General features: G+C 36.6%; 27 protein-coding genes. 15 read left to right on the forward strand and 12 right to left on the reverse strand.

The features are described from left to right. The first annotated feature begins 101 nt into the window (after window positions 1–101). Window positions 102–452 carry a hypothetical protein gene (locus tag QE429_RS16400; RefSeq protein ID WP_307288448.1) on the forward strand — a complete coding sequence of 117 codons (351 nt, stop codon included), beginning with the start codon at window positions 102–104 and terminating at the stop codon, window positions 450–452. On the opposite strand, the gene QE429_RS16405 is transcribed toward QE429_RS16400, so the two are convergent. The 3 genes from QE429_RS16405 to QE429_RS16415 form a co-directional block, all read right to left on the reverse strand. Beyond that, window positions 449–1,078, reverse strand: a complete 630-nt coding sequence (locus QE429_RS16405; RefSeq protein WP_307288449.1) for a TVP38/TMEM64 family protein — start codon at window positions 1,076–1,078, stop codon at window positions 449–451. The two genes, QE429_RS16400 and QE429_RS16405, sit on opposite strands and share 4 nt — an antisense overlap. After that, on the reverse strand, window positions 1,062–2,516 hold the full coding sequence (locus tag QE429_RS16410) for a PAS domain-containing sensor histidine kinase (RefSeq protein WP_307288450.1): 1,455 nt from the start codon (window positions 2,514–2,516) through the stop codon (window positions 1,062–1,064). Before QE429_RS16410 ends, QE429_RS16405 begins: the two co-directional genes overlap by 17 nt. 156 nt (window positions 2,517–2,672) lie before the next feature. Further along, window positions 2,673–3,446: a C40 family peptidase gene (locus tag QE429_RS16415; protein WP_307288452.1), complete on the reverse strand. Its 774-nt coding sequence runs from the start codon at window positions 3,444–3,446 to the stop codon at window positions 2,673–2,675. A gap of 281 nt (window positions 3,447–3,727) precedes the next feature. On the opposite strand from QE429_RS16415, the gene QE429_RS16420 reads away from it, so the two are divergent. From QE429_RS16420 to corA, 3 genes are all read left to right on the forward strand, one after another. Next, the gene (locus QE429_RS16420; RefSeq protein WP_307290860.1) at window positions 3,728–4,882 is read left to right on the forward strand and encodes a TIGR04053 family radical SAM/SPASM domain-containing protein; all 1,155 of its coding nucleotides are present in this window, start codon (window positions 3,728–3,730) and stop codon (window positions 4,880–4,882) included. Between the two features lie 114 nt (window positions 4,883–4,996). Further along, complete coding sequence (locus QE429_RS16425; protein WP_307288453.1) at window positions 4,997–6,304, forward strand: hypothetical protein; 1,308 nt, start codon at window positions 4,997–4,999, stop codon at window positions 6,302–6,304. 76 nt (window positions 6,305–6,380) lie between these two features. Next, window positions 6,381–7,331, forward strand: a complete 951-nt coding sequence (corA, locus tag QE429_RS16430) for a magnesium/cobalt transporter CorA (RefSeq protein ID WP_307288454.1) — start codon at window positions 6,381–6,383, stop codon at window positions 7,329–7,331. A gap of 157 nt (window positions 7,332–7,488) precedes the next feature. Here corA and QE429_RS16435 read toward each other — a convergent pair whose 3' ends face one another. Further along, a complete protein-coding gene (locus tag QE429_RS16435; protein WP_307288455.1) occupies window positions 7,489–7,800 on the reverse strand; it encodes a hypothetical protein in 312 nt (103 codons plus the stop codon). A 174-nt stretch (window positions 7,801–7,974) separates the two neighbouring features. Between QE429_RS16435 and QE429_RS16440 the strand changes: the two genes are divergently transcribed. From QE429_RS16440 to QE429_RS16475, 8 genes are all read left to right on the forward strand, one after another. Then, window positions 7,975–9,024 carry a M42 family metallopeptidase gene (locus tag QE429_RS16440; RefSeq protein ID WP_307288457.1) on the forward strand — a complete coding sequence of 350 codons (1,050 nt, stop codon included), beginning with the start codon at window positions 7,975–7,977 and terminating at the stop codon, window positions 9,022–9,024. A gap of 169 nt (window positions 9,025–9,193) precedes the next feature. After that, window positions 9,194–9,343: a teichoic acid D-Ala incorporation-associated protein DltX gene (gene dltX / locus QE429_RS16445; protein WP_307288459.1), complete on the forward strand. Its 150-nt coding sequence runs from the start codon at window positions 9,194–9,196 to the stop codon at window positions 9,341–9,343. A gap of 17 nt (window positions 9,344–9,360) precedes the next feature. Next, a complete protein-coding gene (gene dltA, locus QE429_RS16450; RefSeq protein ID WP_307288461.1) occupies window positions 9,361–10,878 on the forward strand; it encodes a D-alanine--poly(phosphoribitol) ligase subunit DltA in 1,518 nt (505 codons plus the stop codon). Beyond that, a complete protein-coding gene (gene dltB / locus QE429_RS16455; protein WP_307288462.1) occupies window positions 10,875–12,041 on the forward strand; it encodes a D-alanyl-lipoteichoic acid biosynthesis protein DltB in 1,167 nt (388 codons plus the stop codon). The genes dltA and dltB overlap by 4 nt, the downstream gene beginning before the upstream one ends. A 20-nt stretch (window positions 12,042–12,061) precedes the next feature. Beyond that, on the forward strand, window positions 12,062–12,298 hold the full coding sequence (gene dltC, locus QE429_RS16460; RefSeq protein ID WP_307290862.1) for a D-alanine--poly(phosphoribitol) ligase subunit 2: 237 nt from the start codon (window positions 12,062–12,064) through the stop codon (window positions 12,296–12,298). Continuing rightward, entirely contained in the window at window positions 12,295–13,494 is a 1,200-nt protein-coding gene (dltD, locus tag QE429_RS16465) for a D-alanyl-lipoteichoic acid biosynthesis protein DltD (protein WP_307288463.1), read from the forward strand. Before dltC ends, dltD begins: the two co-directional genes overlap by 4 nt. Before the next feature lie 25 nt (window positions 13,495–13,519). Beyond that, complete coding sequence (locus QE429_RS16470; RefSeq protein WP_307288464.1) at window positions 13,520–14,113, forward strand: hypothetical protein; 594 nt, start codon at window positions 13,520–13,522, stop codon at window positions 14,111–14,113. A 66-nt stretch (window positions 14,114–14,179) separates the two neighbouring features. Next, window positions 14,180–14,395: a twin-arginine translocase TatA/TatE family subunit gene (locus tag QE429_RS16475; protein ID WP_307288466.1), complete on the forward strand. Its 216-nt coding sequence runs from the start codon at window positions 14,180–14,182 to the stop codon at window positions 14,393–14,395. Window positions 14,396–14,432: 37 nt separating this feature from the next. On the opposite strand, the gene QE429_RS16480 is transcribed toward QE429_RS16475, so the two are convergent. Together QE429_RS16480 and QE429_RS16485 are read right to left on the reverse strand one after the other, a co-directional pair. After that, window positions 14,433–14,558 carry a hypothetical protein gene (locus tag QE429_RS16480; RefSeq protein WP_307288467.1) on the reverse strand — a complete coding sequence of 42 codons (126 nt, stop codon included), beginning with the start codon at window positions 14,556–14,558 and terminating at the stop codon, window positions 14,433–14,435. Beyond that, complete coding sequence (locus QE429_RS16485) at window positions 14,558–15,109, reverse strand: hypothetical protein (RefSeq protein ID WP_307288469.1); 552 nt, start codon at window positions 15,107–15,109, stop codon at window positions 14,558–14,560. The genes QE429_RS16480 and QE429_RS16485 overlap by 1 nt, the downstream gene beginning before the upstream one ends. Before the next feature lie 292 nt (window positions 15,110–15,401). Between QE429_RS16485 and QE429_RS16490 the strand changes: the two genes are divergently transcribed. Then, the gene (locus QE429_RS16490; protein ID WP_307288471.1) at window positions 15,402–16,625 is read left to right on the forward strand and encodes an NAD(P)/FAD-dependent oxidoreductase; all 1,224 of its coding nucleotides are present in this window, start codon (window positions 15,402–15,404) and stop codon (window positions 16,623–16,625) included. An 80-nt stretch (window positions 16,626–16,705) separates the two neighbouring features. On the opposite strand, the gene QE429_RS16495 is transcribed toward QE429_RS16490, so the two are convergent. The 5 genes from QE429_RS16495 to hmpA form a co-directional block, all read right to left on the reverse strand. After that, entirely contained in the window at window positions 16,706–17,074 is a 369-nt protein-coding gene (locus QE429_RS16495) for a VOC family protein (RefSeq protein WP_307288472.1), read from the reverse strand. Between the two features lie 400 nt (window positions 17,075–17,474). After that, window positions 17,475–18,455 carry an ABC transporter permease gene (locus QE429_RS16500; RefSeq protein WP_307288473.1) on the reverse strand — a complete coding sequence of 327 codons (981 nt, stop codon included), beginning with the start codon at window positions 18,453–18,455 and terminating at the stop codon, window positions 17,475–17,477. Further along, window positions 18,448–19,362: an ABC transporter ATP-binding protein gene (locus tag QE429_RS16505; protein WP_307288474.1), complete on the reverse strand. Its 915-nt coding sequence runs from the start codon at window positions 19,360–19,362 to the stop codon at window positions 18,448–18,450. The genes QE429_RS16500 and QE429_RS16505 overlap by 8 nt, the downstream gene beginning before the upstream one ends. 13 nt (window positions 19,363–19,375) lie before the next feature. Beyond that, complete coding sequence (locus QE429_RS16510) at window positions 19,376–20,152, reverse strand: SGNH/GDSL hydrolase family protein (protein WP_307288476.1); 777 nt, start codon at window positions 20,150–20,152, stop codon at window positions 19,376–19,378. A 415-nt stretch (window positions 20,153–20,567) separates the two neighbouring features. After that, window positions 20,568–21,782 carry an NO-inducible flavohemoprotein gene (gene hmpA / locus QE429_RS16515; RefSeq protein ID WP_307288477.1) on the reverse strand — a complete coding sequence of 405 codons (1,215 nt, stop codon included), beginning with the start codon at window positions 21,780–21,782 and terminating at the stop codon, window positions 20,568–20,570. Window positions 21,783–22,067: 285 nt separating this feature from the next. Between hmpA and QE429_RS16520 the strand changes: the two genes are divergently transcribed. Both QE429_RS16520 and QE429_RS16525 read left to right on the forward strand, forming a co-directional pair. Continuing rightward, entirely contained in the window at window positions 22,068–22,916 is an 849-nt protein-coding gene (locus QE429_RS16520) for a DegV family protein (RefSeq protein WP_307288479.1), read from the forward strand. A gap of 100 nt (window positions 22,917–23,016) precedes the next feature. Beyond that, window positions 23,017–23,616 (forward strand): YdcF family protein, encoded by a 600-nt coding sequence (locus tag QE429_RS16525; RefSeq protein WP_307288480.1) that lies wholly within the window; start codon window positions 23,017–23,019, stop codon window positions 23,614–23,616. 37 nt (window positions 23,617–23,653) lie between these two features. Here the strand turns inward: QE429_RS16525 and QE429_RS16530 are convergent, their stop codons facing one another. Next, window positions 23,654–24,214, reverse strand: coding sequence for a GNAT family N-acetyltransferase (locus QE429_RS16530; protein ID WP_307288482.1), 561 nt, complete (start codon window positions 24,212–24,214; stop codon window positions 23,654–23,656). Window positions 24,215–24,362 lie beyond the last annotated feature (148 nt).

A 24,362-nucleotide genomic window follows, 5' to 3' on the forward strand; every position in this document is an offset into this window, starting at 1 on the left:
GTTTTCTCCACCTACTCTTTCATGTATTTGTCATTTAAGTATACTTCTCCCTCAAGCTGTCAATAACATTACCAAGAAAGTTTACAGAGAGGTGGAAGTAAATGAAGGGAATATTTTTCGTGAATGATCGCATTTGTATTAACGGACTTTCAAAGGAAGAAAGCATTGCCCTCCAAGAAAAATCTATTAAAAAATTTTTGGCAGAGCAAAACATTCAAATTACCAAACTCAATCCATACCAACTAAACGAGTATTACACAGTCCCACATGCTCTCCTTTATGATCTCAAGAACGGTGAGCGCAGTTATGATTGCTTTGTCTATTATTCAATCCAAGCGATGGAGGATTTTATTTATACCTACCCTGCCAAGTGGCTGATTTTAAAAAGCTTTTTTAACGATGTAATCATTGTTGAAAACCAAAATGATCTAATCATTCAGAAGGTCATTTAATCCAATGATTTTTTGGCTGATTTTCGATAAACAACCAAAAAGTTAATGGATAAAATAATTAGTAAATAAAGACCATACAAACCAAATGATAAAACCTTATTGCTACTAAAGGTTTCTCCTGCAAATGATAGAATAATCGTATTAGGAAGTTTTCCAATGACTGAGGCAGCAAAAAAAGGAAGCCATTTGACCTGGCTTAGACCGCAGACAATCGTAATGACGGGCGCAGGGATAATCGGTATCAACCGACTTGTTAATATGGCTGTAAAGGAATTTCTTGTTAGGAATTCCTCGTACTCTTTTACTCTTTTGTATCTTTCCAGCTTTTTTTGTGCAAAATCCTTAAACCCATACCTACTCAAATAAAAAAAAGCCATTGTCCCAGCCATAGCACCCGTTATGGATATTATCGTACCCACTGGTGCCCCAAAAACGGCTCCAATTCCTCCAGCTAAAACAGGATAGGGAATGATCGGAAAGAAGACACAAATAGCTACAAGAAGCATGCTAATTAATACAGCAACCATTCCACCCTGTTTTACGATTGAAAACCATTCATCTTTCTGAAGGAAACCAAAGGCAACAATCATAAAAAAAATACTTAAACTACTAATCTTTTTTACCACGACTACTCCATTCTTTTCTCTTAATTGAGACTGGCAACCATATCGTTACTGTGGTTCCTTCACCATCAATACTCTCAATATTGATTTTTCCATTATGACTCTCAATAATACGGTAACTTGTCATTAACCCTAAACCAGTTCCCTTTTCTTTAGTTGAATAAAATGGTTCTCCCAGCTTTAATAACCTTTCTTGTGAAATTCCACATCCGTTATCGGCAATTTCCACAATAACACCCGTTTCATCTGTAGAAATAGATACATCAATCTTGCCTTGCTTTGATATAGCATCGAGACCATTCTGAATAACATTCATAAATACTTGCTTTAATGAATTGGGGTCTCCTTCAATGGTTGGAATGTTTTCAATTGAAGAGATATTTAATTCTTTATTCATCATAATCGCTTCTGTCTGTAACAGTTGTACTACCTGCATCACCACCTGGTCAATTTGAACCATGGTGGTTTTTTCTGCATGAGGTTTGGCCATTGTTAAAAACTCAGAAATAATACTCTCCACCCGTTGTAATTCATCTAAAATAACCTTTAAGTAAATGGGATTAATTTCATTTTCGTTGTTTAGCAATTGCATAAAGCCTTTAATTGGTGTCAAGGGATTACGGATTTCATGAGCAACCGCTGCAGCCATTTGCCCGACGACTGCCAGTTTTTCTGATTTGCGTAACATTTCGTTTGTTTCCATACGCTGCTGAATATCTCTAGAAACCGAAACGATTTCCTTTGCTTCACCACTTACAGAATCAGTTAATGTTTTTGTAGTCGATTCAAGCCAGATATAGGAACCATCCTTTTTTCTACAGCGGTATGTAATTAATTTCGACTCATGAAATGTTGAAAGGCGCAACTGTTTTCTCATTTCCCAATAATCATCAGGGTGTATAAATTGACGAGGATTCCCCCCAATCATTTCTAAAGGTTCGTAACCTAATACCGTTTTTACAGATGGAGAAACGTAAAGATAGGTAAAATCATCTTTATGCAACGTAATCATATCTGATGAGTGTTCTGCAAGAAGACGATATTTTTTCTCACGGTGTCTCAACGCCATCTCCATTTGTTTTTTTTCAGTAATGTCGAGAACTTGTCCCAATAGAAATTCCTCGCCGGTTGATTGTTCTCGTACTCTTGAAACGGTTAAGATTCCTGTTTTTATATCACCTGACTTATGAATAAATCTTTTTTCAAGCTGATACTCATCTTTTTGACCAGTTAATATTTCTCCAAATAATTGAGTATCTATAGGCATATCCTCTGGATGAGAAAATGATTCAATCGTTAGTGATGAGATTTCTGCCATTGGATACCCTACAAAATCACAAAAAGCTGGATTATATTGAGTTAATGAAAAATCTATTGAAGCAATTACCTGTGGAATTCTAGACTGGTAAAACACTTCATGGTATAGAGTTAAATTAAACATTTCAACCCCCGAAACAGTAATGACATTTTCGTTGCCTCCAAATACACTTTATTTAGTATAAAGCCAAATCCATTTTTCTTAAAGTATAAATTTTCAGATTTTTAAAACGTAAAAAAAAGTCTTCTATGCTTGATAAAAGACTTTTTTACCATTCTATTAAAAAGCTGTCCTTGCACCGAGATATCGAGGCTTCCAGTAAGAATTTGTCATATCAGCTATTGAAACACCCATTGACCCCGCTTGGATAAATTTATTTTCTCCTAAATAAATTCCCACATGTGTTGGTCCTGATGCATATGTCTCAAAAAATAGAAGATCTCCAGGCATGGGCGTACTAACCACTCTCAAACCCGACCACTGAGTTGAAGCTGTTCTTGGTATGGTAATCCCAACTTTATTAAAAACATAACTAGTGTAACCACTGCAGTCAAACCCTGATGGTGTTGTACCTCCCCATAAATACGGTGAACCGATATATTTCTTTGCTTCAGTTACAACCAATTCTGCTTTGGAAACAGTCGTCTCAGGATTTGGTATAGATGACGTATATTGAGCTATTTTTAATACTTGGCTGACATAAATAGTATCAGAGGTTAGGTTATTAATAGATTTCAGTTGGGAAATAGATAGATTAAAGCGGTTAGCAATTCCCCAAAGTGTGTCCCCTTTTTGAACGGTATACGTAGTTGAGGTTGTTTCATGGCTATGCGGTGCCAATAATGAGAGTTTTTGGTTTACGTAAATTGTATCACTCGTGAGCTGATTCCAAGCCTTTAAGTCTGAAAGTGATACCTGATTATTTTGCGAGATTTTCCAAAGGGTATCTCCTGATTGTACCGTATAAAGATTTTCGTGCGCACTTGCATTTCCACCAAAAGAACTAAACAAGATGCCGGCAGTTGCTACTACTGTCAGTAGATGTTTTTTCATGGATGGCTGCTCTCCCTTAAGTTGTTTTACCTTCCTATCATAAAGGAGAACGGGACTGGTTTAAATCCCAAAGATATGGTTTTCATAGTAGTTTTTGGAAATCTATTAATCAAGGGGTAAGCCCTAGAATCCTGTAATGTAGAAATATTGTAACAAACCTTTCATGCACGTGGAGATATCAAAATTATAATAAACCTATAGATACACTTTTTATGTTTTATAAAATTATATGAATCTTGGTGATGAAGATGCAAGGAATAGGAAAAGGACATCCACATGCTATGGGTCATCCCCATGGACATGGCATGCAAAATGCTATTGATTATGACAAAAACCCATTTATTGTAATTTGGGAAGTAACAAGAGCTTGTCAGCTTAAATGTGTTCATTGTCGCGCAGATGCACAGCTCACTCCAGATCCAAGGGAGCTGTCCCATGAGGAAGGGATTAATTTAATTGATCAAATCTATGAAATGGATAATCCAATGCTTGTTTTTACTGGCGGGGATTGTATGATGCGAGAGGACTTATTTGAACTTGCAGAATATGCAGTAAAAAAAGGAATGCGTGTTTCGATGACACCAAGTGCAACCGCTAATGTAACCAAGGAGAAAATGAAGCGTGCCAAGGAAGTAGGATTATCACGATGGGGTTTTAGCTTAGACGGACCGACACCTGAAATTCACGATCATTTTCGCGGAACGCCTGGTTCATTCGATTTAACCGTAGAAAAAATCCGATACCTAAATGAATTAGAAATGCCCTTACAAATAAATACTGTTATCTCCCGGTACAATTATGACTCACTTGAACAAATGTCCCAATTAGTAGCTGACCTTGGGGCGGTTATGTGGTACATCTTCTTATTGGTACCTACGGGAAGAGGCCAAATGGATGCATGTATTACACCCGCAGAGCATGAAAAAGTGTTCCGCTGGCTATATGAATTGAGCAAAACGGCTCCATATGATATTAAAACTACAGCTGCACAACATTATCGAAGAGTTGTTTTACAACAAAAAACCCGGGATCATTTAATTGAAAAGGGTGAAATTCATTACGAGGATTCGATTACCACTGACTTTGCTTCTATGCACGATGGCTTAAAACGTGCACCAAAGGGTGTAAATGACGGAAATGGATTTGCATTTGTTTCTCATATTGGCGATGTAATGCCAAGTGGTCTACTGCCGATTGTAGGTGGAAATATTCGTGACACCCCACTCGCAGAAATCTATCGCGAAGCAAAAGTATTTAAAGCGTTGCGCCAACCTGATCTGTATAAAGGTAAGTGCGGAGTTTGTGAGTATAACAAAATTTGCGGTGGTTCGCGCTCTAGAACCTTTGCGGTGACAGGTGATTATATGGAAAGTGAACCATTCTGTGTATATATCCCATTATCCATGAGGAATAATGAAACATCACCTATTACTTAATTGCTATTTCTTTTGATCTAACCGAGACTGATTCAATATGATCAGTCTCTTTTTATCGCTTTTACGGGTTAAGTTTACTGCTTTTTGGGAAACTTGTTTTTAGGAATCTTTTATTTGAAAGGACCAATTTCCATGCAGCACACCCAAACAAAAGATAGTCATGTTTCTACAGCTCTCTTTCAATTTATCATCCCCATCTCATTAAAAGCCAGTATAGTTCAACACTTAGCTGACTTTTTGCAAGGAAATCATTATACTCCGTTTCATTTGGATGATTATCATACAGAGACGGCCTTTTACGGTAAATTTCAGGTTTCCCATAAGGAATTGGAAGATTTTTTTCTTCCTATAACAAACACCATCCTTTTTCCAAAGACAACTCAGGAAAAAGGATTACGTAGGTACACTAAATCACTCAATGTTGAAGCGCAAATGGAAGGGTTACATACACTAGTCCCATTTCGAATTCTCTCAGCTGATGTATTTATTTGCCCATATGAACTTGGCTTTCTAACAATACGCACAGAAATCAATCATCAGTCTTATTCGCAAATACAAGAATTCTCCAATTGTTTTAGGTATCTTAAGAGTGAATTATTAAACACCATTACATGTGGCGGGGAAAGTTATCCAACTGTAAGAGATTTTATTTTCTCTATGATCTTCCCTCCTCTACGCCCATTCTTGTGTGAGAAAACAAATGCACTTTTACCTCCAAATAAAATGTATGTACATTCTTTTATCTCTTTTCATGAGGTGGAAGTTACTAATCCAATGATTTTTGATGAATTAAGCTTTACCTATTTTACAAATGATGAACAAATGGAGAACCCCCAGCAAATCACTCAATATTTTGGGCCCTTTTATTATTCGGTGATCATCAATTTATTTCATCAATTGGTCTTAATAAAAATTGTAAAAAATTTTTCAGAAATAAATATCGATAAAGCAACGTTAGACTTTGAGAAACTTAATTATTTGATCAACTCTTTTACATCAAATTATTACTTTAATGTCTACCCTGCACAATCATTGGGTCAAGAACTCTTTCGGCAATTAAGGGCAACACTTCAAATAGAACAACTGTATAGCAATATGAAAGAGACTCTTTTTAGCCTATTTAAATTTGAAGAAAACATTGTAACAAAAAGAGACAGCTTACTGCTGCTAATCTTAACCTTGTATACAGTTGTCTGTGGAATCTTTAGTATGAATTTGTTTACCCATGATTTAAAAGGAAATATCAAATGGAGTCATTTTCAGTCCTATAACCCTTTTGAATATTTTGCAGTTTTTATTGTCTTTAGTGGAATTGTTACCGTCTTCTTTCTTGGTTTGCAAAGTTTGTTTCAAGGATTACAAAAGCAGAAAAAACGTAAAAAGTGGGTCCAAGAGAATGTTTTAATAAACAAAAAAAGATAAACTTCATTCATAATGGCTGTTTTTTGTTAGCCTATCCTTTATATTGTATGTAGTAACTTATCAATAAGGAGATTTTATGATTAGAACCATTGCGGTAACCCACAGCTACGAAATTGTAAGTGATCTTTCCATCTCACAACTAGTCGAAGGAGATTATCAATGGTATTGGATTGATTTTCATGAGCCCACAGATAAAGAGGTTGAATATTTAAAGAGCCCACTTGCTTTCCATCCTCTTGCCATTGAAGACTGTATACATCAATTACAGCGACCAAAGCTTGATTACTATGAAAACTATACCTTTTTTGTCACTCAGGCATTAAATCCACAAACCATTACGAAAGAAGAGGTTGATATCTTTCTCAGTGAAAGATATGTCATTACTTTTCATCATAATCCATCAACAGAGATTGATGAAGTATGGAGACGTTTAAGCCTCTCGACCACAATCGAAAAATGGGATCCTTCTCATGTTCTATATTATGTTCTTGATAAAATGGTCGATAATTATTTTCCACTCGTCTATCAAATTGAAGATATGTTAAACGAGATTGATGAGAATTCACAAAGAAGAACGATGGAAGAATTGTTAGAAGTCTTATTCGATACGAGACATCACCTGCTTTCTTTACGCCATACCATCACACCTATGAGGGATTTGATATACAGAATCCTAAATTCTCAAAGGGTTACATATATCCGCGGGAGAAACGAGTATTTTTCTGATATACATGACCATTTATTAAAATTAACAGAGATGATTGAAGCCAATCGAGAATTAACGACAGATATCCGTGATAGCTATATTTCAATCAATTCCCATCAGACAAACCATGTAATGAAGGTTTTAACAGTCATTACCACTATTTTCATGCCGCTTACATTTATTGCTGGTTTGTACGGAATGAATTTTCACTATATGCCAGAATTAACATGGAAATACGGTTATTTTGCCACAATTGTATTGATGATCCTCGTTGGAATTGGAATGTCGATATGGTTCAATAAGAAGGGATGGTTTAAATAAGAAAAGCGAAAGCGCCTTGGTCAGCCCCGAAAGGCAAATGTTCTTCGGCAAGAAAAGTCGCTCTTTGACTTTTATTGCCGAAGGTTATTTGACCCGAGGGGCTAGGCGCTGTAGCTAGACAAATAAGAAAAGCGAACGACTAGTCGTTCGCTTTTTGTTACTCCCAATTTTCATATGCTACGGTTCCGCCAGTTAAATCAATCGTGTTACGTTCCCCTTTATAATAGGTCTTTCCGTCTTTTTTGAAGATTAAATTATCATAGGTATACACCTTCTGCCCTGTCGGTAATTCAATAACAACCTTTTCTCCTAAATTCTCGGACGGTGCTTCTATTTTTATAGTCCATTGCTCATAATAGTGAAAGAATACAAATCCTGCAGCTAGAATCAAGCTAATGAGCGTGAAAAAGATTAAACCCTTCCAAGAAAATTGCTTTGGCTTTTGGTTATACAGTTCAGCTCTGGTCACCTTTTTCTCCCCCGTTACCATTAGTAAATAAAGTAAGTATTACATTCATACCCATTTTTTGATTTCCTAACCCTTCTTGAAAAAATTTATACATGTTACTCTATGCAAACTCTTTAAAAAAATGACTTAACTTTAGGTATAATAAGAAAGAAGATTCAGAAAGGGGTAAAAACCATGACAAATACATATACAGAGGAAACATTACATCTAATTAAAGACTTAGTTTCCATTCCAAGTCCTTCTGGTAACACCAACGAAGTGATCACCTTTGTAGAAAAATTTCTTAACGAGTTGCAAATCAAGAATTTTAGAAATCGAAAAGGCGGACTGATTGCGACTATAGAAGGAAAAGATACGAGCAAACATCGTATGCTTACTGCTCATGTTGATACATTAGGGGCCATGGTCAAAGAAATTAAATCAAATGGCAGATTAAAAATTGATTTAATCGGGGGGTTCAAATATAACTCTATTGAAGGTGAATACTGCCAAATTGAGACCAGTAGTGGAAAGAATTTTACAGGGACAATTTTAATGCATCAAACTTCTGTGCATGTATATAAGGACGCAGGAAAAGCAGAGCGTAATCAGGAGAATATGGAAATTCGATTGGATGAAAAAGTGACGAATGCAGAAGAAATTCGTGCTCTAGGTATTGAAGTCGGCGATTTCGTCTCATTCGATCCACGTGTAGAAATAACTTCAAGTGGGTACATTAAATCCCGGCATTTGGATGATAAAGCAAGTGTCGGCATTCTTCTTCAATTAATAAAGCAAATTAAAACAGAAAATATAAGCTTACCTTTTACAACACATTTTTTAATTTCAAACAACGAAGAGATCGGGTACGGAGGCAACTCAAACATAACCCCTGAAACAGTAGAATATTTAGCTGTAGATATGGGTGCTATGGGAGACGGGCAATCCACGGATGAATACACGGTTTCTATCTGTGTGAAGGATGCCAGCGGTCCTTATCATTATGAATTGAGGAAAAATCTAGTTCGTTTAGCTAAAGAAAATAAAATCGAGTACAAACTCGATATTTATCCATTTTATGGTTCAGACGCGTCTGCTGCCATTCGTTCTGGTCACGATATTGTCCATGGGTTAATCGGGCCTGGAATTGATTCCTCACATGCATTCGAACGCACGCATCAATCATCTATAGAAAACACAGCAAAACTTCTCTATCATTACGTACAATCAGATTTAGTACTTTAAATAAGCAATTTTTAGTTGGCCAAGTGTTCACCACTTGGTCATTTTTTTTGCAAAATTCCTTTTATAATAATGAAAAATTAATGGTTTCCTCATCTGATTTTAATGTTAAAAATACAAATACGCTTTATGATAAATAGGTTCAAATTTTAACAGGTGAGGTTGAACAAACATGTTCAATAAAATAAAACATTTCTTAGCTAATCAAAAGCTTAAATGGTTTGGACGCTTTATCTATTATTTTCTCATACTACTATTATTGTTTTTTATGTATGGATTTAACGATGCAAGCGCCGGTACCTATATTTACAATGATTTTTAATAGGAGGCAGTTCAGCCATGAAATTATTACAACAAATTAGAAACATTGCACATATACGACCAAACACAGTTGCCTTTGTATCACCAAACCATGTAACCACTTACGGCGAGCTTTGGAATCAGTCTGAAAAAGTTGCTGCATTCCTTTTAAAGCAAACTATAAAAAAACATTCACCTATTGTTGTTTACGGTCATATGGATTCCTCCATCATTGCTTCATTCCTAGGAAGTGTCATGGCAGGTCATCCTTATATTCCTATAGATACTTCTATTCCTGCTGATAGGATCACCCATATTATCGCAAATGCAGAAGCAGAGCTAATCATCAACACTTCCGGTCATCCACTGCCTTTGGTTGATTGCAAGGTGACAAATATTATCTACGAACAGATCATGTCTGACCTTCATTCTTCGGGGCCTATTGAAGAGTCTAATTGGGTGGAAGGAAAAGATAATTTTTATATCATTTACACTTCGGGTAGTACCGGACTTCCTAAAGGAGTTCAAATATCCGCAGATAATTTACAAAGCTTCATTGACTGGATGGTGGAAGACTTTCCTATCCAGGAACAAAAAAGGTTTTTGAATCAAGCACCCTTTTCATTTGATCTTTCAGTAATGGACCTGTATCCAGCATTAATGACGGGGGGATCCCTTTTTGCTATTACAAAAGAAATGATTGAAAAGCCAAAGGTTCTATTCGAGGAGTTACTGCGTTCAGGCGCTCAAGTGTGGACATCTACTCCATCATTTGCCCAAATGTGTCTGATGGATCCTTCTTTTAATGAAGAACTACTGCCTGAACTATCTGTGTTTCTCTTTTGCGGTGAAGTTTTACCACAGGGAATCTGTAAGCAATTAATGAATCGGTTTCCAAGAGCTAGATGTTTCAATACCTATGGCCCTACTGAAGCGACTGTAGCTGTCACCTCCATAGAAGTGACAGATGAAATATTGAAAGCATACCATACCCTCCCTATCGGGAAACCAAAGAATGATACGGAGATACTATTATTTGATGAGCAGGGTAACCTTGTTCCTGATGGAGATAAAGGGGAAATCATCATAGTTGGCCCAGGAGTCAGCAAAGGGTACTTAGGTCAACCAAAGCTAACTGATAAAGCATTTTTCACCTATAAGGATACACCTGCCTACCGGACAGGCGATGCTGGTTTTAGAGACAGCGATGGTAATCTTTTTTATCAGGGAAGGATCGATTTTCAAATTAAGCTTCATGGCTATCGAATGGAATTAGAAGAGATTGAATACCATCTTTCCCAATCAACATTTGTCCAATCAGCAATTGTTATTCCCATGGATCGCGAGGGAAAAATTGACTATTTATTAGCTGCCATCGTCCCTGCTGAACATTCCTTTGAAAAACCCTACCAATTAACTGGTGCAATTAAAGGAGAGTTGAGCAAAGTGATGCCAGCATATATGATACCAAGGAAATTCTCTTATTTTCATGAACTTCCGATGACAGCAAACGGAAAAATGGACCGTAAAAGAATAAAGGATATGGTCTTATTATGACACCCTATGGATCCTTTACTTTCTTTTTTATTATCGCCATCCTGTTAGCCCCAACGTTTATCCTAGGATTACTTGGGAAAAGATTTTATCACTATAATCTGCTGGTTACAATAATAGGTTTAAGTATCATTTTTGCTTCAAGTTTACAGGGAACAATTGCTTTAATTTTATTTATCATATGGCAGATTATCTTAATTTACGGATACATTCACTATCGAAAGAAGGCAAACCAGGCCAGTATTTTTTATTTGGCGGTTTTCCTTTCCGTCTTTCCATTAATTCTATCGAAATTGTTACCATACTTCTCACAAGTAAATTGGATTGGATTTCTCGGCATTTCATATTTAACGTTTAAAGGTATTCAATTAATAATGGAAACAAGGGATGGTCTTATCAAGCAGGTTCCACCCCTCTTCCATTTACTATATTTTATTCTCTTTTTCCCAACGATTTCTTCTGGTCCAATCGACAGATACCGTCGATTTGCGAAAGATGTCCAGCGGAACATCTCAGGAGAGGAATATAAAGTTCTCTTATATGAAGGAATAAACAAAATTTTTCTGGGCTTTTTATATAAATATATTATTGGTTATTCTATTAACCACTTTTTCATTGCTAATCTAAGATTTATTGAACACAGCCATTTTCAACATCATCTTTATTATATGTATGCATATAGTTTTTATCTCTTTTTTGATTTTGCCGGCTACAGTGCATTTGCCATTGGTGTCAGTTATTTAATGGGAATTAAATCTCCTGAGAACTTCAATAAGCCATTTATTAGTAGAAATATTAAAGACTTTTGGAATCGTTGGCACCTAAGTCTTTCATTTTGGTTTAGAGATTATGTATATATGCGTTTTGTTTTTTGGATGACAAAAAAGAAATGGATAAAGAACCGAAATATAATCTCAAACCTTGGTTACATCCTACTATTCTTGCTTATGGGTGTCTGGCATGGACTAGAAATTCAGTATATTCTTTATGGCATTTATCATGCCATACTGATGGTCTTATACAATTCGTTTGAACAGTTTAATAAAAAACACAAATGGTGGCCGCATAATAAGTTTACCCATGTAGTGGCTATCATAATTACCTTTCATTTTATATGCTTTGGTTTTTATATTTTTTCCGGACAACTATTTAACAAAGGAGTTTAATTACTATGAAAATAGAATTAATTGAATTAAAAAATGAAATAATTGAAATTTTAACTGAGGTTTGTCAAGATGAGGTTGTAAAGGAAAACCCAGATATTGATTTATTTCAATCTGGTTTATTGGATTCATTCGGAACTGTAGAATTACTTATTCAAATTGAAGAACGATTGGATATTCTTGTTCCAATTTCTGAGTTTGATCGGGAATTATGGAATACACCAAATAACATTGCTCTACAGTTGGCTGATATGAAATGAAAAAACCGCTATTTTCACCATTAATCCTAGCTTTCATTCTCTTGCTACTATTGGTGCTCTTACCGAATCAGTTAATAGAGTCGTTGATACCAAAATCTAGGATCAATCAAGCGGCAACAGAATTAAATCCTTTTATGTTTCAAGGAAAGTATGTGCAACAAAAGATGCTTGAGGACCCTCAATTCTTACCCATTTACGGGTCCTCAGAACTTGCTAGATTGGATCGGTTTCATCCTTCCAATTATTTTAAAGAAACAAATGCCGATTTCACCCCCTTCCTTATTGGACGAGGGGGAACAGAATCATTGATACATCTATTAAATTTTTCTGAACATACGGACCAGCTGAAAGGGAAAAAAATTATTTTCGTCTTGTCCCCACAATGGTTTCAGCCGAAAGGTACAGACGAGTCACACTTTGTTCCAAATTATTCAGCGTTACAGGGTTACGATTTTGCTTTTAATCATCAGATTGACCCAGTCATTAAAAAGCGGGCAATCAAACGATTATTAACTTTTTCACCAATCGAAAATGATCCCATCCTTTCAACCATTTATAAGGCAGAGATTTCGAAAAATGTATGGACTAAACGAGAAGCAACTATCGTCCGCCCCTTTGCTTATGCCTATCGCGATTTGCTTGAAAAAAAGGACCTATATTATACACTAGTAGGTGGAATTCATCGGAATCGGGATTTGAGTCCAAAGGTAAGGGATAAATCCTGGGGACAATTACAAGCTATGGCAACGCAGTTTGGTAAAAAAAGAGCGACCAACAATCCTTTTGATATATCAAATAACCAATATAATAAGATTAAGAAATTAGCGCCTTCATTAAAGGGTAAGAAACAAGGTGCCTCCTATGGCAAATCACCTGAATATAAAGACTTTCAATTAGTGCTCGACGTATTGAAAGAAAACGGTGCACAACCTTTGTTTATCTCCGTTCCTGTAAATGGAAAGTGGTACGATTTCACAGGATTTACTAAAGAGGGACGTTCCCCCTACTATAAGCGGATTAAAAATCAAATAGAAGCTGAAGGGTTTCAAATTGCGGACTTCTCTAACCATGAATATGATCCTTATTTTATGAAGGATACTATTCATATCGGATGGAAAGGATGGGTATATACAGACCGAGCCATTATGGAATTTTACAAGCAAGATCATTCAAAGAATCAAGTTGTAAGAAACTAGATGCCTACATTACTATGAAAAGGTTGTGATTCCCATTAGAGAGCAGTCTATTTCTGCTAAAAAAAGTACCTTTTTATCGAGGAAAATCCCTAGTTCCAAGGACCGCAAATTATTTATTACCTTTCTATTTTTATCAGTTATTTTGATTGTTACTGGATTAATGTACATTTCGTATAACCACCAGGCGCTCATGAGTCAAGACTTTCGCCACTATAAAGGAATGTTTAAACAATTAGGCTCCATCTCTAGAATTGGCTTTTTTGCTGCTATTTCCATTTACCCTGTCTTTTGGATTTTAAAGACAAAGCAGATTAAATCTCTTAAGATAGCACAGGTTGAAATCAAGCCACTTGTTCAATCTGTTGCAAAAATCGTCCGAAAATGGCATGTTCCAGTCGCTCTGATATCAGCTGGCGTTGCCTTTCTACATGGTTTCTTAGCAATAATCAGAGGCTTTAAATTCAACTTTACTTATGGTTCGGGAATCGCCTCTGTCATACTACTATTTTCCCTTATGGTGGTTGGTATCAATCGTTTTAAACGGACCGATAGAAATTGGCATTTTAAATTAGCCATCACATTTTTAATTCTATTTATGCTTCATGCTACCTTCTCATAGTAAACATATAACGGTATAATATGAAGTGAAGTGAAATGAATACAACCCATCACTAGGAGTGAAAAAATGTTTTCTAATATTGGTTTTCCCGGACTCATTTTAATCCTCATCGTTGCCTTGGTTATCTTTGGTCCAAATAAATTACCTGAAATTGGACGTGCCTTTGGTAAGTCTATTCGTGAATTTAAAAAAGCAACAGAAGGCATTGCGGATGATATAAAAGAAGAAATTAAAGAAGATATCAAAGAAGTAAAACAAGAGAAGATTGATTTGAAAAAATAAAACAAATGAGGTTGACTTTTGAGTCAACCTCATTTGTTTATCTTTTTGTCTTTTCTGCAAACGATTGAAATTGATCCATTAATTTTTTACGTGACTTCTCACTTCTTAATAAGAATGCAGCCCCTAACCCCAGTGTCGTAATCATTAATTTTTTTTTGCTCATTATTTCAACATCTCATTCAATTTAACATTATGCTGCTTGTACTGTTCTAATAGCTGATTAAGTAGATTGGCCGCCTGCTGATTATCCTTTTTTTCCACTGCCATCCGCAGTTCATGGAACGTCTTCCAGTGTCCCATTCCTTTTCCACCGTGTACTTTTTGAATAAATTCTTCTTTCGTTATTTTTCCTTCATCCAATTGCTTCTTCAGTTCTTCCATTTTGGCCATTCTCTCTTTTTTCCATTGCTCACGCTTTTGGGCATTTTCAGGACTCATCCATTTGTTACGGAGTGCCTTTTTCTCCTCCAACACTTTTGTCCATTCTGCTTTTTTATCTGGAGTATATTGATCAACCCAAGTTAACAGTTTTTGCTCTTTTTCTGCCATATGTGCTTGCCAATCTTTATGCATCATATGATGATGCTTACCTTCCTCTTGGCAATCGCATGGTGCCTTTTTAGCATGATCTCCTTGCTCAGGTGAAGTAGCAAAGGCAAAGCCCGGTAATGAGAACAATAATCCCATGATTAAAACTAACATTTTGATTTTCATTATTATCACCTTTCAAGACATTATTTTAGTAAATGTACAGACCTAATTGTGCTACGTGGTTATCTTTCCCAATTTAATAAAAAAAATTTACCATTTAGACAAAATTTTAGAGGATAAATTACTTGTGAACACTTAAAAATTATCGTATTCTAAAAATAGAGAATGAATGTGAAGTATTTCACAAAATGACTAAAATGAGCTTTTAGCTCTCATTTTTTTAAACTAAACTTGTGAAACATTTCACAATAAATCTAGAGAATACATTCATTTTGTATAGGGGAAGTGAACCATAATGAAAAGATCAAAAATTGTTATTTTAGGTGCAGGTTACGGTGGAATTATTACCAGCAAAAAGCTTGAGAAGCTATTAAAATCTGGTGAAGCAGATGTTACTTTGATTAATAAACATGATTATCATTATATAACGACTCAATTGCATAAAACCGGTGTTGGTACAGCAGCCGATAAACAAATTGCCATGTCTATCCCTGAATTGATCGACCCAGAAAAGACCTATTTTAAAAAAGGAACGGTATCTTCAATCGACATATCAAAGCAAGAGGTTCTACTTGAGGGTGGCGATTTGGTTCCATATGATTTTTTATTAGTTGCACTTGGATTTGAAGTTGAGACCTTCGGGATACCTGGAATAAAAGAGCACGCGTTTGAAGTTCGAAGTTTTAGAAGTTCAAAAGCAATCTATAATCAAATTATTAAACAACTAAACCTTTATAAAGAAGACTTTGATCCGTCAAGACTAACTTTTGTCGTTGCAGGTGGTGGATTTACTGGCATTGAGATGCTGGGTGAACTTGCAGAAGGTCTCCCAAAGCTTTGTAAACAATATGATGTGCCATTCGAAAATGTTAAAATTGTCGCAATAGAGGCGGCGCCTACAGTGATACCATTTTTCCCTAAAGAATCGATTGAGTATACAACCGAGGTCCTTGAAAAACATAATGTTGAATTATTAACGGGTATGAAAATTTTAGAATGTACTCCAGAAAAAGTAGTTTTAGAGAATGGAATGGAAGTCTTAACCAGGACGTTAATTTGGTCTTGTGGGGTAAAAGGAAATACAATTATTCAGCAATGTGGTTTACCTATTAAGAACGGCAAGCTCCCAATAGACCAATATTTACGCGTTGAAGGCTTCGAAAATATTTTCAGTATTGGTGATTGCTCACTATTCATGAAGGATGAAAAATCTTCTTTACCGCCTACTGCACAGGTTGCACTTCAAGAAGCAGATGTTTGTGCAATGAATATGGTTGCAACAATTCGCGGAGGTGAGTTAACAGCATTTCAATACCACCACAAAGGCTCGGTTGCATCAATTGGTACTTGGGCAGCTGTAGGAAAAGTGGGTAACTTCCGTCTATCTGGTTTATTTGGTGCCTTTATGAAACAAGTAATTGAAGCACGGTATCTGTTTAATCTTGGTGGTCCTTCCCTCATCTACAAGCAGCATTTTGGTGTAGGCCATGAGCCAATAAAAGTCACTGTAAAACAATAATTCAGTTCCTTAAGACAGAAGCCCCATATCCAACACCTGGAATGGGGCTCATTTTTTATAGTATGATCGTACCAATCCACTTACACCCACTCTAAAAATTCAAGCCGATTTCCAAAAGGGTCATTTACATGTATTCTGCTTGCTCCAGGAAGATTATCATCTTCTTGGAAGGCAATTTCATGCTTTTTCAGATGTACCTTTAATTCCTCAATATTTTCTACAACAAACGCGGGATGTGCCTTTTTGGCAGGTGAGAACGGTTTTTCTACACCGATGTGAAGCTGGAAGGTTCCAAATTCAAACCAAACTCCACCTCGTTTCTTTAATTCTTCTGGTTTTTCGACCTCCATAAGTCCTAAGAGCTCACCAAAGAAATTTCTTGCATCCTCTTCACAGCCTTGTGGCGCAGCAAGTTGTATATGATCAATTTTCTTTATTTCAAAAGCCATGTTTATCCCTCCGTTTAGGTACATTTATATTATTCTATTTTATAAAATTTATAATTTTCTATCAAATTTTAATGGATTTCAAAAAAGTTAATGCACAATGTAAAAAGAGGCTAACCCCAAAGAAAGGAAGTTAACCTCTTTTTACATTAGGCGCTGTTAAACTTGCCTGTTGATTTCCGCTCCAGGCACTTCGCTTTCCGTGGGTGTTTTTCGGTGAGCCTCCTCGGCGAAACGCGCCTGCGGGGTCTCACCTGAACCATACTCCCACAGGACATTGAATTGCATCTTGAATCCGCCCACGCACGAAGAAAATGCGATAGCATTTTCGAGGAGGCTTCGTGCCTTCCGCTCCAATCAACAGGGTGTATAAATAAACACTGTTCTTTAACAAAGCCTTACATTAATAAACATCCTTCTTTGTGAATACAACAAATGAAACAAGTAGTGCTGCTGCCCACCAGACGAACAAGACCATTAGGGAGAAGGAGAGATTCATCCCTTCAATCGGAGGAGCCGAGCCCTTCATATAATCCGTTAAACGGAGGTTTACCATAAAGAAATACTTAGCCGATTCCCATGATGAAACCATATTACTCAAAATTGCTCCTGATATTAAAGCGGCAAGCATGACGCCCATTCCTGCGGCTGTACTTCGAATCAAAACAGATAACATAAAGGAAAGAGTACCCACAACAATGGAAACAAACCAAACTAAGCCAAAATCCATCAATAAAAACTTCCAAAGGCTAAGCAGTTTCACGTCTGTTGTATTTAATCCTGTTTCCGTTACATTAAATCCTGTTAATATCGGTGCCCCCCAACCATTATAACCAAATACTATCCCAGAAATAAGATAGGAAAGGATCCCAGCAATAGCTATTATTAAGGAAACAGCTAAGCACAGTGTAATATATTTACTTAGCAGGACCTTCCATCTTCTTACTGGACGCGTCAACAGCAGTTTAATGGAACCTAAACTATGCTCGGAGGACACTAAATCACTGGCAATCACCATAACCATTAAAGGAATAAATAAATCTATGGAATTCTCAATAAATATTCTCATAAATGTTGGCGCACCAGGTTCGGCTGGATTAATATCATGGTCCAAATAATATTGTTGTTGCTGTAAGGATATTTGCAATTGCTTCTTCCACTCATCCGTGATCCGGCTACTGCTCAAACGGTTTGTCGTATCAACAATTTGCTGCTGTAAAATCGTGCGCCAATCACTAGTCCCTAATTTTTCACGCTGCGTCTCAACCTGCTTATACTGCGCATATGTAAATAACAAAACTAAAACGCCAATAATGATGGCAATCACAACTAGTCTCTTTTTGGCAATCAACTTCATCATTTCATTCTGAATCAACCTATTCAATGGAGTCACCCCCTGTAAGTTCGAGGAATAAATCTTCAAGCACTGGCATTTTTCGATTCATCTCCGTTACTGAAACCCCAGCAAGAACAAGCTGTTTATTCCATTCAGGAACATTTTGCTCATCGAACTCTGTCACAAGTGTTCCATCATCTCTTTCTTCAATCGTAGTTAAAGTAGACAATACTTGTTTCCCTGTTTCAAACGGATGGACTTGCCAGACTACTTTTTCTCGATTGGACAGTAGTTGCTGGACCGTATCTATACGAATGACCGACCCTTTTGAAATAATAGCTACCCGATCACAGAGTAATTGAATTTCACTTAATAAATGACTCGAGACAAGAACACTCAATCCTTCCTTCTCTGCTAAAAAGCGGATAAATTGGCGCATTTCACGAATTCCGGCAGGATCTAGACCATTTGTCGGTTCATCGAGGATTAACACTCTCGGGTTTCCTAACAAGGCTTGTGCAATTCCAAGACGTTGTCTCATTCCAAGTGAGTACGTTTTAACCTTATCATGAATCCTTTCACTTAAACCAACCAAGTCCGTTACCTCTCTAATCCGTTCCTCTCCGATACCGTCAAGCATCCGAGCAAAATGAAGCAAATTATTATAACCAGATAAATAAGGATATAATTCTGGATTTTCCACAATACAGCCCAAATTTTTCATTGCCTCATAAAAATGAGTTTCAATGTTATATCCACAAATCTGAATACTTCCAGATGTAGGTTTAATAAGACCCACAAGCATCCGAATCGTAGTTGTTTTACCAGCCCCATTTGGTCCTAGGAAACCAAACACTTCACCCTCATGTAAATCAAAGGTTAACCCTTTAATGATTTCTCTTCTCCCAATTTCTTTTTTTAGATTTTTTACAGATAACGTTATACTTTTCTCCATTATTTCCCTCTCCTTACCAGGTGAGCAATGAGGCTACCCGTTCTGCAATTAAACGGTACCCTTTTGAATTTGGATGAAACTTGTCAGAATATAAATAATCGTTGACCTTTAACTCAAATAAGTCAAACGTAGGGACAAATACAATTTTAGGGTAGGCTGCACTAATTTCCGCACTATCATAATTCCAATGTCGAACCACCTTTGACATCTCTTTTCCCTGGTCTAAATCAATAAATGGATTATACAATCCTATAAAAAACACATTGGCATCCGGATTGTTCTTTCGGATTTGTTCGAATATAGCCTTAAGGTTTTCAAGATACTTTTTCTCGATTGTCGCAACATCATCCGTTCCAAAATCCATTATGGCTTTTCCACCTCGGAACAAATCGTTTCCGCCAATCGTTACAAGAACCAAGTCTGCTTTCTTAATCTGCCGCCCCACTTCTTTTTCTTGTACCTGTTTGCGGAGCTGATCTGATCTTTGGCCATTTATCCCCAGGTTGGTAATTTGGACAGGACCTTTTGTCTTTTCTTTAATTTCATCCATTAAAACCCCTACATATCCTTTACCTGTTTCGTCTCCTGTTCCTCTAGTTAACGAATCGCCTAAAGCAACAATGTTTAGTCCTTTTTTACTTTTCATTACTGTTTTTTCAGTCGTTCTTTCAGGTACTTTTTCTGGCTTCCCTGCATAATATTCTCCTACTGCCCAACCAAGTCCAATAAGCCAGATGAGGCAAAATAATACGGAGACGGCAGTAATTGAACGGATAAGATTTTTACTCATAAAAACTTCCTTTCTGGCCTTTTCTATTATTTAATCACAGTTCGGCTTTGAAACAAACTTTCAACCTCCTTATTTCACAAACATTCAATAACTTTTTCAAAAGAATGTTTCTTAAATGATGGCTCTGTTAAACCTGCCTGTTGATTTACGCTCCAGGTGCTTCGCTTTCCGTGGGTGTTTCGGAGAGCCTCCTCGGAGAAACGCGCCTGCGGGGTCTCCCTTAAACCATACTCCCACAGGACATTGAATAAGCTTCATCGAATCTTCACCGCACGAAGGAAATGCGATAGCATTTTCGAGGATCTTCGCACCTTCCGCTCCAATCAACAGTGTGTAAAAATCAACACTGTTCTTTAACACAGCCTAAATGATAAAAAGCCGATTCCCATAATGGGAACCGGCCACATCTATATAACTATTCTTCTAAATTGCCCATTGGTCCAAAGAATTCAAAGTGAATTCTATCTTCCTTGACTCCTAATTCTTTTAATGCGCGATTGATGGCCTTCATGAAAGGTACTGGTCCACAGAAATAGAAATCGGCTTGATCTTTATCAACCTTTTCCTCCAACCATTCACGTGTGATATATCCTTCTACATCAAAACGATTGTATTTTCGGTCATCTTCCGTTGGAGAATCATAGAAGAAAAATGATTTCACTGTTTCAAGCTTTGTTAAATCTTCCACTTCATTTCTAAGTGCATGAACATTACCATTTTGTGCTGCATGAACAAAAGTTACCTCTCTGTTTGGCTGAATCTCAACAACAGTTTTTAACATACTCATCATCGGTGTTAATCCAACACCACCACTTAACAAGACGACAGGTGTAACCTTTTCTGTATTTAAAATAAAGTCGCCAGCAGGCACACTGACTTTTAGAATATCGCCTTCCTTCACTCCGTCATGAAGGTAATTTGATACTCTACCATCTGGATTTCCTGCTCCTACTTCACGTTTTACACTAATTCTGTAATAGTCTTTACCAGGAGCATCGGATAAGCTGTATTGACGGATATGTGTGAAATCTTCTCTCTCAAATTCCATTTTAATACTGATGTATTGTCCTGGAATAAAAGTAGCAATACCCTTATTATCTTCTGGTTTTAGATAAAAAGAAGTAATAACATCGCTCTCCACTACTTTACGGTCAACAATAAAACGTCTGAATCCTTCCCAACCGCCATCTTGTTTTTCAGCCTCATCATACATTTCTGCTTCTACACTGATAAAAGCATCTGCAATAAGGTTATATGCTTGCGCCCATGCATCGATGATCTCATCAGTTGCTGCATCTCCTAACACATCTTTGATAGCAAGCAGCAAATGCTTTCCAACAATCGGATAATGCTCAGGTTTAATTCCAAGACTGCGGTGCTTATGTGCAATTTGTTTTACAACTGGCAGAATAGCCTCTAGGTTATCAATGTACATAGCAGCAGCATAAACTGTGCCTGCTAATGCTTTTTGCTGACGGCCTTGCTTCTGATTTGCATGATTAAATATATTTAATAGTTCAGGATGATTTCCAAACATAAGTTGATAAAAACGTGTTGTAATAGTTTCTCCATGTTTTTCTAAAACGGGTACTGTAGATTTAATAATTTCAATTGTTTTTTGATTTAACAAAGTAATCACTCCTATATACGTTATCACTGTCTGCATAGTGATTATATGAGATTTATTACAATGATTAAGTGATTTAAATCACACATTGTTATATTTGAATAATTCGAACTAGTTCAAAAATCATTGACTACCGAAAAATCTATCAATTACTCCTTTTTTAAAATAATGATGATTTTTTTTGTCAGTTCTTTTTTTGAGTATGACAAATGTAACTTGACTACCTATTCAAAGCTCTTGTATCGTTTAGTGTGGTTATAGAGAATTCCACTGGAGGAAGAAGATTTTATGAATAAACCAAAGATTGCGTGGATTACAGATACTACTGCTTCTCTAAGTAAAGAATTTATTGAACAGCATCATATACATGTCATCCCTTTGCACGTTGTAATTAATGATGAATTCTACAAGGAAACTGTTGACATTAGCGAAGAAGAGTTTTATGAACGTATGAAAAATGAAGAAGGAAAATTTCAATCCTCACAGCCTTCTATTTCAGACTTTGTCGACTTATATAGTAAATTAAAGGAAGAATATGATTTTGGAGTAGCCATTCATGCATCTAGCCTGTTAACTGGAACCTACCAATCATCTGTAATGGCAGCTGAAATGGAAGACTTTAAACTATATGCATTTGATTCGCAAACGGGGTCGTTTCCCCTTTCCTTTTTAGTAAAAAGAGGAATAGAGTTAGCTGAACAGGGTGTAGAAATTAACGATATAATGTCCCATTTAAACGGTTTGCTTGACAAGACGCGCTTATATTTGATTCCTTCAAACCTTGATCAGCTTCATAAAAGCGGCAGGGTATCAGGCAGCCAAAAAATAATAGCTTCCCTCTTTAATATCAAGCCGATTTTATCCATTGAAGAAGGTGCTGCCAAAATTAAAGATAAAGTTCGTACGGATAAAAAAGTCATTGCATGGCTTGTGAATAAATTGAAAGAGGACCTAGAGACCAAAACAGTGAAAAAGGTTGCGATTGTTCATGCAAACGATATCAAGAAAGCAACTGAGCTGGAAAAAGTAATGAAAGAGACTTTCCCCACAATTGAAACTGAAATATTAATGCTCATTACGGTTGCTGGTGTTCATACCGGTGTTGGTACAATTGGCTTGTCATGGGTGTGTGAATAAAGAGGCCGAATTTTGGCCTCTTTTACTATAGAAAATATATTGGTTAATTCATCCAATTTAGTCTAATATAAAGAGAGAGTCATAGTTTTAACAAAATCAAATGATTGGATTGGAACGGATGAGAAAAAGGTTATTGACCTATTTGAGTATACTTGTAGTATTAGGGTTAATTTATGTTGGTGTCTTGCAGTTTAAGATTAGTCAGCATATTCAAACGGATGTACCCAAACATGTCGATTATATTATTGTTCTAGGGGCAAGGGTAAAAGGAACTGTTCCTTCTCTTGCATTCGCAAGCCGGATTAAGGCTGCAGCCAGTTATTTAAAGGAAAACGAAAATACTATCGCAATCGCTTCTGGCGGAAAAGGGCCTGGTGAAGATATTACTGAGGCTGAGTCGATCAGAAGAGAACTTATCAAGTTGGGTATCAGTGAGTCTCGTATCTTGTTGGAAGACCGTTCCACAGATACCTATGAAAATATAGAGTACTCTAAAAAGTTGATTCCGAAAAATGCGGACTCGGGATTGATTGTGACTAATACGTTTCATATTTACCGTGCTGTTTCCATTGCAAAAGACCAGGGTCTAGAGGTAAATGGGCTGCCTGCGAAAACCCCGTTACAGGCTGTAGTAAAATCCTATATTCGTGAATATTTGGCGATTACTAAGTTTTATTTAAAAAGATACTTACTAGATTAAAAAAAGAGGTTGATTCACAAAGTCAACCTCTTTTACGTTATTTCGTTTTTGCATAAACGCATGTATCTCTTATTTCTATCCCATCGGCTGACAATCCGTCATTTTTTAAGATCCCCTCTAATGTGAATCCTAACTTTTCTGGAATTGCCCGGCTTTTCGAATTATTTGAGTCGCAGCGAATTTCCACTCGACGGGCTTTCAGCTCCGTAAAGGCAAATTCTGTGATTGCATGTGTGGCTTCAGTGATATAACCTTTTCCACTATGCCTCGTATCAATCCAGTAGCCAATTTCAAATTTTGGAACACTCCAGTTAATTCTATGTAAGCCGGAAGACCCGATAAATTCTCGTGTTTCTTTATCATAAAGGTGCAACCGAAGGTCTTCACGAGTCAAAAACTTTGCGTGTGCTTCCCTCATATTCACTTCGACATCTTCTACTGTTTGATTTCTATGTGCCCACGGCATATATTCCTTCAGTTCAGTTAAAGAAGCCTGCATGGCGTCATATACGGCCTTTCCATCTCCAGGCATGGGTTTGCGAATGAGTAGTCTTTCTGTGGTCAACTGCTCTGGAAAGTCGATGAGTATCGGTTTCATTGTTCAAATCCTCCTTTTAACTACTATACAATTCGCTAGGATGCTGTAAATTCCTTTTAATAAAAATTATTTCTACACAAAATCAGGTTTTTTCTACACAAATTTAGATTATATCTACACAAATTCAGCCTTTATCTACACATTTTCG

This window comes from Bacillus sp. SORGH_AS_0510, from assembly GCF_030818775.1.
Classification (GTDB): Bacteria; Bacillota; Bacilli; order Bacillales; family Cytobacillaceae; genus Neobacillus.

What these genes read in the sequence shown, in the direction of transcription:
- QE429_RS16400 (WP_307288448.1), top strand. Translation starts at nt 102, where the DNA reads ATGAAGGGAATATTTTTCGTGAATGATCGCATTTGTATTAACGGACTT.
- QE429_RS16410 (WP_307288450.1), bottom strand. Translation starts at nt 2,516, where the DNA reads ATGTTTAATTTAACTCTATACCATGAAGTGTTTTACCAGTCTAGAATT.
- QE429_RS16415 (WP_307288452.1), bottom strand. Translation starts at nt 3,446, where the DNA reads ATGAAAAAACATCTACTGACAGTAGTAGCAACTGCCGGCATCTTGTTT.
- QE429_RS16420 (WP_307290860.1), top strand. Translation starts at nt 3,728, where the DNA reads ATGGGTCATCCCCATGGACATGGCATGCAAAATGCTATTGATTATGAC.
- corA (WP_307288454.1), top strand. Translation starts at nt 6,381, where the DNA reads ATGATTAGAACCATTGCGGTAACCCACAGCTACGAAATTGTAAGTGAT.
- QE429_RS16440 (WP_307288457.1), top strand. Translation starts at nt 7,975, where the DNA reads ATGACAAATACATATACAGAGGAAACATTACATCTAATTAAAGACTTA.
- dltX (WP_307288459.1), top strand. Translation starts at nt 9,194, where the DNA reads ATGTTCAATAAAATAAAACATTTCTTAGCTAATCAAAAGCTTAAATGG.
- dltA (WP_307288461.1), top strand. Translation starts at nt 9,361, where the DNA reads ATGAAATTATTACAACAAATTAGAAACATTGCACATATACGACCAAAC.
- dltB (WP_307288462.1), top strand. Translation starts at nt 10,875, where the DNA reads ATGACACCCTATGGATCCTTTACTTTCTTTTTTATTATCGCCATCCTG.
- dltD (WP_307288463.1), top strand. Translation starts at nt 12,295, where the DNA reads ATGAAAAAACCGCTATTTTCACCATTAATCCTAGCTTTCATTCTCTTG.
- QE429_RS16475 (WP_307288466.1), top strand. Translation starts at nt 14,180, where the DNA reads ATGTTTTCTAATATTGGTTTTCCCGGACTCATTTTAATCCTCATCGTT.
- QE429_RS16480 (WP_307288467.1), bottom strand. Translation starts at nt 14,558, where the DNA reads ATGAGCAAAAAAAAATTAATGATTACGACACTGGGGTTAGGGGCTGCA.
- QE429_RS16485 (WP_307288469.1), bottom strand. Translation starts at nt 15,109, where the DNA reads ATGAAAATCAAAATGTTAGTTTTAATCATGGGATTATTGTTCTCATTA.
- QE429_RS16490 (WP_307288471.1), top strand. Translation starts at nt 15,402, where the DNA reads ATGAAAAGATCAAAAATTGTTATTTTAGGTGCAGGTTACGGTGGAATT.
- QE429_RS16495 (WP_307288472.1), bottom strand. Translation starts at nt 17,074, where the DNA reads ATGGCTTTTGAAATAAAGAAAATTGATCATATACAACTTGCTGCGCCA.
- QE429_RS16505 (WP_307288474.1), bottom strand. Translation starts at nt 19,362, where the DNA reads ATGGAGAAAAGTATAACGTTATCTGTAAAAAATCTAAAAAAAGAAATT.
- QE429_RS16510 (WP_307288476.1), bottom strand. Translation starts at nt 20,152, where the DNA reads ATGAGTAAAAATCTTATCCGTTCAATTACTGCCGTCTCCGTATTATTT.
- QE429_RS16520 (WP_307288479.1), top strand. Translation starts at nt 22,068, where the DNA reads ATGAATAAACCAAAGATTGCGTGGATTACAGATACTACTGCTTCTCTA.
- QE429_RS16525 (WP_307288480.1), top strand. Translation starts at nt 23,017, where the DNA reads ATGATTGGATTGGAACGGATGAGAAAAAGGTTATTGACCTATTTGAGT.
- QE429_RS16530 (WP_307288482.1), bottom strand. Translation starts at nt 24,214, where the DNA reads ATGAAACCGATACTCATCGACTTTCCAGAGCAGTTGACCACAGAAAGA.